Source organism: Photobacterium angustum, assembly GCF_002954615.1.
GTDB classification, from domain to species: Bacteria; Pseudomonadota; Gammaproteobacteria; order Enterobacterales; family Vibrionaceae; genus Photobacterium; species Photobacterium angustum_A.
Genome location: NZ_MSCJ01000003.1, coordinates 1,474,332 through 1,487,514, shown reverse-complemented (window position 1 = coordinate 1,487,514; position 13,183 = coordinate 1,474,332). Strand labels below are relative to the sequence as shown.

The 13,183-nt window shown below is 41.0% G+C and carries 16 protein-coding genes; 13 read left to right on the top strand and 3 right to left on the bottom strand.

Features of this window, described 5'->3' with window-relative positions; genetic code table 11:
* Position 1 precedes the first annotated feature (1 nt).
* From flgC to BTO08_RS21505, 11 genes are all read left to right on the top strand, one after another.
* On the top strand, positions 2-436 hold the full coding sequence (flgC, locus tag BTO08_RS21555; RefSeq protein WP_005364289.1) for a flagellar basal body rod protein FlgC: 435 nt from the start codon (positions 2-4) through the stop codon (positions 434-436).
* Positions 436-1,113: a flagellar hook assembly protein FlgD gene (gene flgD / locus BTO08_RS21550; protein WP_105062584.1), complete on the top strand. Its 678-nt coding sequence runs from the start codon at positions 436-438 to the stop codon at positions 1,111-1,113. The genes flgC and flgD overlap by 1 nt, the downstream gene beginning before the upstream one ends.
* 70 nt (positions 1,114-1,183) lie before the next feature.
* Positions 1,184-2,380 (top strand): flagellar hook protein FlgE, encoded by a 1,197-nt coding sequence (gene flgE / locus BTO08_RS21545; protein WP_105062583.1) that lies wholly within the window; start codon positions 1,184-1,186, stop codon positions 2,378-2,380.
* 12 nt (positions 2,381-2,392) lie between these two features.
* A complete protein-coding gene (locus BTO08_RS21540) occupies positions 2,393-3,124 on the top strand; it encodes a flagellar basal body rod protein FlgF (RefSeq protein WP_105062582.1) in 732 nt (243 codons plus the stop codon).
* A 35-nt stretch (positions 3,125-3,159) separates the two neighbouring features.
* Entirely contained in the window at positions 3,160-3,945 is a 786-nt protein-coding gene (flgG, locus tag BTO08_RS21535; protein WP_105062581.1) for a flagellar basal-body rod protein FlgG, read from the top strand.
* A 9-nt stretch (positions 3,946-3,954) separates the two neighbouring features.
* Entirely contained in the window at positions 3,955-4,623 is a 669-nt protein-coding gene (gene flgH / locus BTO08_RS21530) for a flagellar basal body L-ring protein FlgH (RefSeq protein WP_045152304.1), read from the top strand.
* Positions 4,624-4,676: 53 nt separating this feature from the next.
* Positions 4,677-5,744 (top strand): flagellar basal body P-ring protein FlgI, encoded by a 1,068-nt coding sequence (locus tag BTO08_RS21525; RefSeq protein WP_230627007.1) that lies wholly within the window; start codon positions 4,677-4,679, stop codon positions 5,742-5,744.
* Between the two features lie 9 nt (positions 5,745-5,753).
* Complete coding sequence (locus tag BTO08_RS21520) at positions 5,754-6,236, top strand: rod-binding protein (RefSeq protein ID WP_005364299.1); 483 nt, start codon at positions 5,754-5,756, stop codon at positions 6,234-6,236.
* A 5-nt stretch (positions 6,237-6,241) separates the two neighbouring features.
* Positions 6,242-7,609: a flagellar hook-associated protein FlgK gene (gene flgK, locus BTO08_RS21515; protein WP_105062580.1), complete on the top strand. Its 1,368-nt coding sequence runs from the start codon at positions 6,242-6,244 to the stop codon at positions 7,607-7,609.
* 10 nt (positions 7,610-7,619) lie between these two features.
* Positions 7,620-8,519 (top strand): flagellar hook-associated protein FlgL, encoded by a 900-nt coding sequence (gene flgL, locus BTO08_RS21510; RefSeq protein ID WP_105062579.1) that lies wholly within the window; start codon positions 7,620-7,622, stop codon positions 8,517-8,519.
* A 14-nt stretch (positions 8,520-8,533) separates the two neighbouring features.
* The gene (locus BTO08_RS21505; RefSeq protein ID WP_105062578.1) at positions 8,534-9,583 is read left to right on the top strand and encodes a flagellin; all 1,050 of its coding nucleotides are present in this window, start codon (positions 8,534-8,536) and stop codon (positions 9,581-9,583) included.
* 17 nt (positions 9,584-9,600) lie between these two features.
* Here BTO08_RS21505 and BTO08_RS21500 read toward each other — a convergent pair whose 3' ends face one another.
* Positions 9,601-9,897, bottom strand: coding sequence for an ArsR/SmtB family transcription factor (locus BTO08_RS21500; protein WP_105062577.1), 297 nt, complete (start codon positions 9,895-9,897; stop codon positions 9,601-9,603).
* A gap of 110 nt (positions 9,898-10,007) precedes the next feature.
* Here BTO08_RS21500 and BTO08_RS21495 point away from each other — a divergent pair, with 110 nt between their 5' ends.
* The gene (locus BTO08_RS21495) at positions 10,008-10,904 is read left to right on the top strand and encodes a permease (RefSeq protein ID WP_005364309.1); all 897 of its coding nucleotides are present in this window, start codon (positions 10,008-10,010) and stop codon (positions 10,902-10,904) included.
* A gap of 3 nt (positions 10,905-10,907) precedes the next feature.
* Here BTO08_RS21495 and BTO08_RS21490 read toward each other — a convergent pair whose 3' ends face one another.
* Entirely contained in the window at positions 10,908-11,615 is a 708-nt protein-coding gene (locus BTO08_RS21490; protein ID WP_105062576.1) for an SDR family NAD(P)-dependent oxidoreductase, read from the bottom strand.
* Positions 11,616-11,686: 71 nt separating this feature from the next.
* Positions 11,687-11,968, bottom strand: a complete 282-nt coding sequence (locus BTO08_RS21485) for a hypothetical protein (protein WP_105062575.1) — start codon at positions 11,966-11,968, stop codon at positions 11,687-11,689.
* A gap of 451 nt (positions 11,969-12,419) precedes the next feature.
* On the opposite strand from BTO08_RS21485, the gene BTO08_RS21480 reads away from it, so the two are divergent.
* A complete protein-coding gene (locus BTO08_RS21480; protein WP_242446333.1) occupies positions 12,420-13,115 on the top strand; it encodes a class I SAM-dependent DNA methyltransferase in 696 nt (231 codons plus the stop codon).
* The last annotated feature ends 68 nt before the right edge of the window (positions 13,116-13,183 follow it).

The window sequence follows — 13,183 nt, the reverse complement described above, 5'->3', positions numbered from 1 at the left end:
AATGGCATTTACTGATATTTATTCCATTGCGGGTTCCGCAATGAATGCGCAAACCATACGTTTAAATACTGTCGCAAGTAATTTAGCGAATGCCGATGCAGTCGCAGCCAATCCCAACGATGCTTACAAGGCTTTAAAACCTGTATTCGCCACAGTTTACAACAAAACTCAATTAACTGGAGATCAAGCAGACTATCCGAGTGCTGAAGTACGCATTATGGATGTGGTTCAACATGCTGGAGAGGCTGAAAAACGCTTTGAGCCGAGTAACCCACTGGCCAATGAAGAGGGATATGTCTATTACCCTGATATAGATGTAGTCGCAGAAATGGCAGACATGATGTCAGCAACTCGCAGTTTTGAAACCAATGTTGAAGTGTTGAGTAATGTGAAAAGCATGCAGCAAGGGTTGCTTCGTTTAGGTGAGGGTAACTGATGACCATTGCACAATTTAACGCACTGAGTACCGATGTGCCTGCGATTGAGTCGACCAATATGGCTGTCGCGGGTAACCCGAATAATGCTAACGATGCTAACTCATTAAAAAATGAATTCATTAATTTAATGGTGGCTCAAATTCAAAACCAAGATCCGTTAAATCCGCTTGATGGTACTGAATACGTCGGGCAATTAGCACAATTTTCTCAGGTTGAAAGTACTGAGAACATGGCGAAGTTGATGCAAAACAGCATGGTTTTACTGGATAACATGCAAGTTCTGTCAACGGCTGGGTTAGTAGGGCAAACCGTGTATGTTGAAGGCAGTGAGGTTGAATTAACGGATGCTAAGCAGCAAGGGCGAATTGAATTAGATCATGCATCGAGCACCGTCTCGATTGTTCTAACTGATCTTGTTGGTAACAAGAAAACCATGCCGTTAGGCCCTAAAAATAAAGGTGAAGTGGAATTTACGATTGATCCTAACGCATTGGGTTTGGCTAAAGGGCAATACCAGATCAGTGTTGAGGTCGCGAAAGATTTACCACAACCCAGTGTTTTGCTTGCAGGAGAAGTGTCACAGGTTCGTGTGCCCTCTAATGGTGGTGCCGCGTTGGTAAATGTTGAAGGTATTGGTCGAGTACCGTTTTATCAAATTAGCCAGTTTGGCGAGTAAATCTATTTAAGCTTTCGCTTGGTTTAAACCGTGAACGAAAGTAATCAAGGAATGAAGAAAAGAGGAAGTTATGAGTTTTGATATCGCATTAAGTGGATTAGACGCAACCAATGTTCAGTTAAATACTATTAGTAATAATATTGCCAATGTTTCTACCTCGGGCTTTAAGGAGTCACGTACTGAATTTTCAGCGGTATACAATGGTATGCAAGCAGGAGGGGTTGAAGTAGCAGCTATTTCGCAGAATTTTGATAAAACAGGTTCAATTACCGGGACCGGTCGACCGTTAGATTTGGCGATTTCGGGAAGCGGATTTTTTGTTACTAAAGATCATACTGGGCAAACCTTATATACCCGATCAGGTGTGTTTGGTTCTGATAAAGATAACAACATTGTTAGTAATAATGGTGCCAAACTTCAAGGCTATACCGTTGATGCGAATAACAATTTACAAGCAGGCGCGGTAGGGAATTTAAAAATCACTACCGCTTCACTGCCGGCAAAAGCGACAGATGAGCTTGCTTTTGTGGCTAACTTAGATGCCCGTTCTAGTGTGATTGATCCTGCTATTAATCCTTTCGATCCTAATGCGACTGACAGCTTTAACTCGTCTTATACCTCTAAAGTTTATGATTCTTTAGGCAACCCCCACACCGTTACACAGTATTTCACAAAAACCAATGCCAATGAGTGGCAGGTGAATGTGGTCGTTGATGGTGCGGCGACCCCGACGCAAACCCAAAATGTTGTTTTCAATACCGACGGTACATTGCAATCACCAACGACTCCTTTCGCTGTGAATTTCAACCCTGCAGGTGCGGATGCGGCGGATATAAATATTGATATTGCAGGCACAACCCAGTTTGGTGCGGATTTTGGCGTGAGTACCAATGCGCCGAATGGCTATACCTCGGGTGAACTTGCTGGTGTGCGTGTTGAAGATAACGGGATGGTGTTTGCCACTTACACTAATGGGCAATCTCAGTTACAAGGTCAAGTGATGCTGGCTGATTTTGCTAACCCTCAAGGATTGGTAAAAACCAATGGTACTTCTTGGATCCAAAGTTTCAGCTCGGGTGCTCCTGTTAATGGTGCGCCAAGTACGGGGACCTTAGGTGGATTAGTTGCTGGCGCTTTAGAAGGCTCAAATGTTGATCTTACTAGCGAACTGGTAAGTCTAATGACCGCTCAGCGCAACTATCAAGCGAATGCTAAAACTATTTCGACGTCAGATAAATTAACTCAATCACTCTTTAACGCGGTGTAGTGAGAGGCTGTTATGGATAGTTTTTTATATACCGCAACCAGTGGCGCAAGCCGAGTGATGAAAGCCCAGCACGTGCGTTCAAATAACTTATCAAATGCTGACACAGCAGGTTTTCGTGCGGATATGGAGCGGGTGAAAAGCATCCCGTTACAGGGCGCGGGATTTGATGGTCGCACTATGGTTGTGACTAATTCAGCAGCGACACGTTTTGATGCAGGGGATGTAATCAAAACAGGGCGCGCACTGGATATTGCAATTAATGGCGATGGTTTTTTTACCGTACAAACAGTCGCTGGTAATGAAGCCTATACCCGTGCTGGCAACATTCGTGTTGATGATCAAGGCATGATGCGAGTTAACGGTTTTCCATTGATGTCTGAAGGGGAAGCCTTAGTGCTACCAGAACATCAAGATGTGGAAATCAGTGATAAGGGTGTGGTGACTGTGGTACCTCCTGGCGGTGGTGCCAAGCTTGAAGTCGGACAATTAAAGTTGGTTAATCCGGACTTTAATCAACTGCAAAAACAAAGTGATGGCTTGTTACATCCAGTGAATGATCAAGTCTTTGCTCAAGACCCGAGTGTAGCGATGACGGCTGGGCATTTAGAAGGCAGTAATGTGTCGGCAATTAATGAGCTCGTCAGTGTGATGTCGTTAACTCGTAACTTTGAAATGCAAGTGCGAATGATGAAAACCGCAGAAACATTAGCACAAGCTGGAACCCGCTTAATGAACCCACGTTAATCACGTAGGACGCAATAACTACAAGGAGAGTCATCATGCATTCAGCACTTTGGGTCAGTAAAACAGGAATGGCAGCACAAGATACAAAAATGACTGCGATTTCCAACAATCTTGCCAATGTTAATACGGTAGGTTTTAAGCGTGATCGTGTTGTTTTTGAAGATTTATTTTACAGCATTCAACGTCAACCAGGCGCACAAGTTGATCAGTTAAATCAATTACCGAGTGGAGTTCAGCTTGGTAGTGGTGTGCGTGTAGTCGGTACACAAAAAGTGTTTACGCAAGGGAATTCACAAAATACCCAACAACAGTTGGATCTTGCTGTAATGGGATCGGGCTTTTTCCAAATAGAAAATTCCGATGGTGAAGTGATGTTTAGCCGTAATGGACAGTTTCACGTTAATTCTGAAGGCTTAATGGTGAACGGACAAGGTCTGCCACTTCAACCGCAAATTCAAATACCTGAAGAAGCGAATACGATATCTATTGGCGTTGATGGCATTGTCACGGCGACGCTTGCAGGGGATCCTCAGCCGCAAGAGTTGGGACAAATTACCTTAGCGAAATTTATTAATCCAGCAGGCTTAGAAGCGGTTGGCGGTAACCTTTATAAAGAAACACAAGCCAGTGGTCAGCCGCAAGAGATGATTGCAGGAACTGATGGCGCAGGTAGTTTGAAACAAGGGGCGCTAGAAGGTTCGAACGTGCAAGTGGTTGAAGAAATGGTTGATATGATCACCACTCAACGCGCTTATGAAATGAATGCCAAAGTAGTGTCTGCTGCTGATGACATGCTGAAATTTGTCGCTCAAGCCGTATAGGGAGTGAGGATGAAGACGCTTTTAATGCTGCTATGTTTTCTCGCTTTTGTATCAGGTTGTGCAGTGCGTGAAGAATTTATTCCGCCTGAACCTAATGATGCTGCATTTGCGCCACCGGATCTTGATTACAGCTTACCTGAAGCCAAGCATGGCAGCTTGTATCGCCATAATTATTCGATGACCTTGTTTCAAGATCGCCGTGCCTATCGGGTCGGCGATGTATTAACGGTAGAGTTGGATGAGCAAACGCAGTCAAGCAAAAAAGCCAATACCAAGTTTGGTAAATCCTCTTCAATTGAATTTGCAGCGCCGACATTAGGTAATAAAACCTTTGATGATCTCTCAGCCAGTGTTAGCGGTGATCGAGGTTTTGATGGCACTGCTGCCAGCACTCAAGGCAATAAGCTTCAAGGGGCAATTACTGTCACTGTACATAAAGTATTACCAAATGGTGTGCTGATGATTAGAGGTGAAAAGTGGATCCGACTTAATCAAGGGGATGAATACATACGCTTAACGGGCGTGGTTCGGGTTGATGATGTTAATCGTCATAACCAAGTGTCTTCTCAACGTATTGGTGATGCGAGGATCACTTATTCTGGCAGAGGCGCACTGGCTGATAGCAATGCTGCAGGCTGGTTAACACAATTTTTCACTAGCCCATGGATGCCTTTCTAATGAAAAAAATGGTTTATTTTATCCTTTCTTTTTTGTGTGTGACGTTTGGTTGGATGCCGCTTAACGTTAGCGCTAAAACAGCAGTACCTATGATGGATTTAGTGGATGTGCAAGGCATACGCTCAAATCAGCTGGTGGGTTATGGTTTGGTGGTTGGTCTTGATGGCTCAGGAGATCGAAATCAAGTGAAATTTACCAGCCAGTCTATCACCAATATGCTGCGTCAATTTGGGGTACAAATTGGCGATAGGATCGATCCAAAGCTTAAAAATGTCGCTTCAGTGAGTGTGACGGCTACCGTTGAAGCGATGGCGGGACCTGGCCAAGAGCTCAATGTTGTTGTTTCATCTATTGGTGATGCAAAAAGCCTACGTGGCGGTACTTTATTATTGACGCCACTTAGAGGTATCGATGGTGAAGTTTATGCTGTTGCACAGGGGAATGTTGTTGTTGGAGGGGTAAAAGCAGAAGGGCAAAGTGGCTCAAAAATCACGGTCAATACACCCACAACAGGACGCATTCCTAATGGTGCAACGTTAGAGCGAGAAATACCGACAGACTTTAATAACAGCAGCATTGTCACGTTAAATTTACGCCAACCGAGCTTTACTACAGCGAAAAATATTTCCCGTGCAATAAACGCGACTTTCGGCCCAAAAGTGGCGACTGCGATCAGTAAAGGTCGAGTGGAAATGCGCGCGCCACAAGACTTACAACAGCGGGTGACTTTTATGTCGATGTTGGAAGACTTAAAAGTGATGACAGGGAGAAAAGCTGCGCGGGTGGTATTTAATGCGAGAACAGGAACGGTTGTGGTTGGCAAAAATGTCCGTGTTAGTGAAGCGGCTGTGAGCCACGGTAATCTTACAGTGACGATTTCAGAAAGTGATCAAATCAGCCAGCCCAATGCCTTTAGTCAAGGCACAACAGAGCGAGTTAATAATTCTAAAGTTGATATCAACCAAGATGAGGCACAAATGTATATTTGGCCTGAAGGGACTGAGCTTAATACTATCGTAAATGCCGTGAACAGTTTAGGTGCGTCACCTGATGATCTTATGTCTATTTTGCAGGCGCTACATGAAGCAGGCGCATTGAATGCAGAGCTGGTAGTGATTTAGGAGAGTTAGATGAAGATCGACGACAATATCAGCACAATTAACAAAAATAATGTTCTATACCATGATAATAATGGTTTGCAGCAAATCAAACATTCGCTATCTGATGAGCAAGGTTTAGAAGTGGTTGCTGGGCAATTTGAAGCGATGTTTTTACAAATGGTTTTACGCCAAATGCGAAGTAGTAGTGATGTCTTGGCTGATGAAGATAATCCATTTTCCAGCAAACAACAGAGTGTCTATCGCGATTTTTATGATGGTCAGTTGGCAATTGAAATGGCGAAACAACAGCAAACAGGCATTAAAGAAATGTTGATGAAACAGTTAAATCCTAACCAAGGATTTAATGATGTTCAAAATAGTGCCGCATTAACTCATCAAGCACTGGAAAAACAAGACACACCAAAGCCTGTTAATAATGAAGCGGCCGATCAATTGGCAATGCGAACGTGTACTGCTTTTCAACAATCATTGCAATCTTACAAGGAGCAGTAATCGCTATGAATATGATTAATATTGGTTTAACAGGATTAAATGCCAATAAAACGGCGCTTGATGTTACTGCTCATAATATTGCTAATGTTAATACGCCTGGATTTAGTCGACAGCAGGCGATGATGAGCGCTCTTGCTGGCAACGATATATTAAGTGCGGGAAGTGGTGTTGAAATTGCCAGTATTCGACGTATATCAGATCAATTCATTGTAAAACAAACATGGGCAGCAACCAGCCAACAGGCAGCAAGCAATGCGAATTTAGACAGTATGACGATGCTCGAAAGCCTATTAGGTGGAGAGGGCTTTAATATTAGTGCAGGTCTTGATTCTTTATATTCGGCGTTAAATGACGCGACACTTAAACCGGAATCTACCCCTAATCGCCAGCAAATTATTAATGAAGCTAAAGCGTTATCTCGTCGCTTTAATACTTTGTCTGAATCTTTACATGGCCAAGGTAAGCGTATTAGTGACAAGGCTACGGCGTCTATTGAGCATGCTAACAGCTTAATGAACAATATTGCAGATATAAACCACCGCGTTGTAGAGACACAAGCGACAGGCGGTAATCCTTCTCAGCTTATTGATGAACGTGATGTATTAATTAAACAACTTTCTGAAGTGGTAGAGATCAGTTCAACTCAGCAACCAGATGGTAGCCTACAAGTTACTCTGGCATCTGGTCAGCCTTTGATTTTAGGTAGTGATGCTGCGCAATTAAAATCGACTCCGATAGTTAATGAGCCGTTTATTAAGAACATCGAAATTAATTTTTCTGGGCAAACCTTTGCTGTTACAGGTGAGTTAGGAGGGCAGTTAGGATCATTTGATAACTATCTCAAAGAAACCTTAAAACCGACCCAACAAGCCCTTGATGAGATGGCACAAAACCTAGCAACCGAATTTAATCAGGTATTAGCGACGGGTTTTGATTTAAATGGTAATCCAGGCCAAGCATTGTTTTCATTCGATCCTAATTCACCAGCGGGCAGTCTTGATATCACAGCGATCACACCGGCTGAGCTGGCATTATCTTCAGATGGGGCACCGGGTAACAGTGATACGTTACAAGCCTTGATCGATTTGTCGACAAAACCAATGGCGATCAATGGGTTAGGTAGTGTGACCTTGAGTGATGCATTTGCTTCTATGGTGGGTAAAACGGCAATAGAAACGCGACAAGCCTCCGTTGATCAAAAAGCCGCAGAAACCTTATTTAGTCAAGCCAACGCAGCACGAGATAATTTAAGTGCGGTTAACAGTGATGAAGAAGCGGCAAACCTAATGACATTTACTAATGCTTATCAAGCAAACATGAAAGTGATCAGTACAGCCAATGAACTGTTCGACTCAGTATTACGATTATTGTAAGGGATGAATGATGAGAGTCAGTGATACGCAATTTAGCCAGCTAATGTTAACCAGCCTATCAAAAAATAACCAAGGTTTAGGTGAAGTGTTAGCGCAGATGTCAACAGGTCAGCGCTTACTCAAATTATCTGATAACCCAATTGATTCTATTAACTTATTGAATTTAGATCGTGAAAATAGCGCGATAAATCAGTACCAAGATAACATTAGTAATGTGAAAACCGCGCTATCTTCGCAAGAAGTTCATTTAATGGCCGCAAGTGATACGTTAAAGGATATGCGAGATACGTTGTTATTAGCGTCAAATGGTGCCATATCAGATGCCGATAGAGAAAGTTATGCGAATAAATTAGTCAGCTTACGTGATGCTTTTATGTCTTCATTTAACGTTCAAGATGAAGAGGGTAATTACCTTTTTTCCGGTACTCAAAGTGATGTCCCAGCGATTACAGCACAACCTGCTGGTGGCTATATTTTTGAAGGTAATAGCGATAAGCGCGTAGTGACGGTAGCCAAAGGCGTTACGATGGAAGCAAATTTTGCTTCACAAGAAATGCTCGATCTTGGCGGTAATAATATCTTAAATCAGATTGACGCAGCGATAACCGAGTTACAAGCCCCGACAGCAAATCTCAATAACACCTTACAAGCAACGTTAAATACTCTAGATATAACGCATGATAATGTTTTAGCAGCAGTAACCGATATTGGTGGGCGCCATAATAATTTAGATTTAATGGAATCCAGCCATGGTGATAATAAGTTATTTGTTGAAGCCGTAACCAATGATCTAGAAGCGTTGGATTATGGTGAAGCATCGGTTCGTTTAAATAATTATATGGCTGCGCTTCAGGCTACACAGGCAAGCTACATGAAAATTAACGACCTTTCATTGTTTAATCGATTGTAAGGTAGCAAAGAACTATGGTTACAAGTACATCGGAAGTTAGAACTCAGAGTATAAATTTTGCTAATGCGAGCAAGAAAGCTGCCATTGTTCCGTCAGCCGCAGACACAATCGATACCAAGAAAATCGCTGGTTCGAACTTAAAACAATTAAGCTATCAGCAAGATGGATACACGGTTTCCAAAACCTTACTCGCCAAGGGTCAGCAGCAAGTAACATCGGTACAAATAGCACAACAAGCTTTAGGAGTTGTAGGACGGGACTTACAAGCAATAAAGAAGATCTTAAGTACTGAGCTTATTGCTCAACGCGCTGTTTCTCCGTCAGCTCAAAACAATGCGAATCATCATCTTGATTCGATAAAACACACATTGAATAACGCTAAGAGCGATGGACTTCGTGTTATTGATGCAGAGCTAAAAGTTAATATTGATAGACCAATAACACGTACATTTTCTGTTCCCGGTCTGAATGTTAAGCGTCAGCGAGAGCACAGTGAGCTGATTAAATTAAGTTTTCAACAGTTGGGAACGGTTGTTGTGAATATGGATGCGAAACTAAGTGATAAAGCCTTAGTTTCGCAAATAGATCGTCATGTGATCCCTTTTGGTCTTCGAGCATCGCAACAAGATAACGGCGATATTGTATTTCGAACCAATGAGCAAGGCTTTCAAGGGTTGGAAGGAAAAGTACAGGTAATTGGTCAAGGGCATCGATACCCTGCAGGACAGGCCAATACACTTACGATTAAGCCTGAGCCCGAAGGTATTGAAGATAATCAATTTACTTTTAATAACCGTGAGCAAATTCGCGATGCTTTAGTAAAAGTGAACCAACATTTACGGCAAGTGCAACAAAGCCTTGATGATATCAAAGCTTATCAGGCTGTATTGGCTAAACAAATGGCAGATGCGAAGGCAAACACATCGCTGGGAGATGTTAAGCAAGTAGAAGAAAAACTTAGCCAACTCTCAGGGGCAGGAAACCAGCAATTTAGTGCAACGTATCGCTCTTTAGCAGCACAAGCGAATGTACATCGTCATACGGTTGTCGCTTTATTAAAATAATGGCACGTACTACACGTTTATTTTTGATTTTCGTCAGCACAACATTCATCTTGTAGATATGCCATCACTGATTCTAGTTTTTGGTATTCAGCGACACAAAACAAAGTTCGTCCTTCTCTGCGTTGTGAAATGAGTCCAGCAGAAGCCAGCCCAGCAATATGATGAGAGAGGGTTGAGCCTGGAACGGACAGTTTTTCTTGTAGCCCCCCAACAGCAATACCTTGATGACCCGCTCTAATCACTGTTTTGTAAATCATCAATCGTGTCGGATGTCCTAATTCTTTCAATGCTTTAGCGATGATCTCTGTATCCATTGTTACTACCCTTACTGACTTTATATTTCGATATTACTAGAAATAACTTGATCTATCCAATAAAGATCAACTATATTTCGATTATTCTAGAAATATAGATTGGTATTGTGATGTTAAAAGATACGTTAGAGATGTTCCTCTTTTTGGCTACTGAATTAACGCTACTATTTTTGTTGATTAGTTTTTTGGTTGGTGTATTACAAAGCTATATTCCACCGGCAAAAATTCAGAGAATATTAAGTGGAAAGAAAGGTAAAGGTTATGTTGTTGCTGCATTATTAGCAGCTATTACTCCGTTTTGTTCTTGTTCAACAATCCCGTTTTTAAAAGGATTACTTAGAGCTAAAGCGGGCTTTGGAACCATGATGGTGTTCCTTTTAGCAAGTCCTCTGCTTAATCCCGTAATCATTGGCTTATTTGTTGTAACCTTTGGTATTAAAGTTGCGGCATTCTATTTTGTAATGGCGATGGGTGTATCTGTTATTGCCGGCGTTCTATTAGAAAAGCTCAATTTTGAACGCTTTGTAAAACCAGAAGCCTATATTGAACCTGAATCATCATGTGGTGCTAAAAGCTGTGGCGGAGCGAAAGTTGAAACCAATAAATGGAAAAAAATCTGGAACACAACATGGAAAGACTTTAAAAAAGTACTGCCATACTTAATCGGTGGTATTGCTATTGGTTCATTGATTTATGGTTTTATGCCAACTGAATTCATCGCAAAAATAGCAAGTGATAATAATCCATTTGCCATTCCGGTAGCGGCTGTCATTGGTATTCCATTGTATATTCGTGCAGAAGCTGTCATTCCATTAAGTGCCGCATTAGCTGCAAAAGGAATGGGGTTAGGGGCGGTGATGGCATTAATTATTGGTAGTGCTGGCGCAAGTTTAACAGAAGTTATCTTATTAAAATCGATATTTAAAACACCAATGATTATAGCTTTTGTTACGGTTGTTTTAACCATGGCTATGAGTTCAGGTTACTTATATAGCTGGATTTTTTAATTCTTACCATGGAATTTCAGTGCCATCGTAGCTAAAGAATTTTCCATTATCTTTTAAGCTCAGTCGCTGTAGCAAGTTAATTAATGCTGCAGCGACTTTTTCTGGTGTTTGTAAATTACCTTCTGGCACGTTGCGCTGAAAAGGCTTTGATAAGTCTGTGTCTGTAGTACCGGGGTGAAAAGCGAATACACAGGTATTAAATTTTTTATTTTTCCATTCAATACTAATGGTTTTCAACGCCATATTTAATGCTGCTTTTGAACTTCGGTAACTTATCCATCCACCTAAATTATTGTCTTCAATACTGCCAATTTTTGCCGAAACAGTAACAAAGTAATTCAATGTTTTTGATTTTAATTTAGGAGATAAGTGCTTAGCGATTAGCAGTGTAGGTAATACGTTCGTTGCGATATTTTGATTGAAAAAATCACTATCAAATTGAGTAATAGTTTTTTCTGGCATCATATCGCCACTGTGTAACATGCCAACCGCATTGATCACGATATCAAGCTGGCCAACTGTTTCTGATAATTTAGCCACATCAGAATCTTTGCTGACATCAGTACGATGCCAAGTGAGTTGAGGGTGTTCAATAGTTGGATGGCTGTTGTGGTATGTCGCATGGATACGATTGACAACGCCTTGGCTTAGATATGCTTTTATTAAAGCTGAACCAATGCCACCTGTGCCACCTAATATCAATATATGCATAAAGAGAAACTCATCGTATTGAAATAACAAAGTATCTATACGATGAGTTTAGCTAAATAGTTTTGTTTTAATTACTTACGCTTAAAGTAATCTCGAATAGATTCGAAAATGAGTAATACACTATAAAAGGGATTATCAGCTTTGTTATATTCTTCTAATACGTAGATAAAGTTCGACTTATAGTGCTCTACTGCTTCTTCACTTGTTTCTGCATAAATCACATCATCTAACACTTCAAAGCCTTGAGACAGTAATGCTTCTTTCTCTTTCAGAAATGTTGAAGATGACATATCTATAAAAGTGTATTGTTTTCTGTCGTTGTTAAGCGTAAAGAACTGAAATTTAATCGCCATAATTATTCCTCTATAATTCACCAAGCGTATAAAAATTGAAAACGAAAGTTTGAGTAATACGTCTTTGGTTCTGCAAATACATTGAAATAATATTTAGCTATAGCGTTCTAATTAAAATTAGCTGTAAAAGTATGCTTTTATCCTATGTGATCAATAACTAGACAAACAAGGGAAAGCTTCTCAGTTTTATTTGTAAGAGGATGTAAATGCCTTAGCGATGATCATCTACATAGCGTGTTGTTAGAACTGTGATTAAAGGGGAGCGCTCAATTCATATTACTTTTACAGTGTTTGGTAAATAAAATTTATCGTAATGATAAAAATCCGTGTTTTTGAACGGACGTCAATTACTATACTATCCGCGCCAGTTAATAACCCTACACGGTATAAGATATTGGCAACAACCACTTCTACAGCGCTGTATACAGATCTATCTTCTTACTACGATTTAATGTGTGCTGATATTAATTATCAAGCTCAAGCCGAGTGTATTCGTCGACTTCACCAGCTTTTTGGTAATAAAGGTACGCGACATCTAGATCTAGCATGTGGTACAGGCCCTCATGTTCGTCACTTTATTGATCATGGTTTTCAAAGTGCTGGTTTAGATATCAATCAGCCAATGCTTGATCTAGCAAAAATTCGTTGTCCAGAAGCAGACTTTGTTTTGCAGAATATGTGTGAGTTTAAAGTTGATCAGCCATTGGATTTGATCACCTGTTTCTTGTATTCCATTCATTACAGCGATGGTCTTGCCAATTTAACGCGTTGTATTGAAAGTGCACATGCGGCATTAAAAGAAGATGGTATATTTTGTTTCAATGCGGTTGAAAAGAACTTAATCAACAATAATTACTTTGTCAGCCACAGTGTAGAACATGATGACAGCCGCTTTACTTTTAGCTCTGGTTGGTATTATCAAGGTGAAGGTGAAAAACAAGCGCTGAAATTGAGTATTGAAAAAACAGATATGCTAAATACCGAAATTTGGCATGATGAGCACCCGATGGTAGCGGTAAGTTTTGTTGAACTCCAAGCGCTACTTGAACCATATTTTGATGTTCATATGTTTGAGAATGACTATGAGAAACTTATTCCTTGGAATGGGGAATCAGGTAATGCAATCGTAGTGTGTGTGAAGAAGTAACAACAAAAGGGTCATCCAACGGTGATTAATGGTTACAGTTGGGTGATCCGTTTTAGATGTTACCCGTT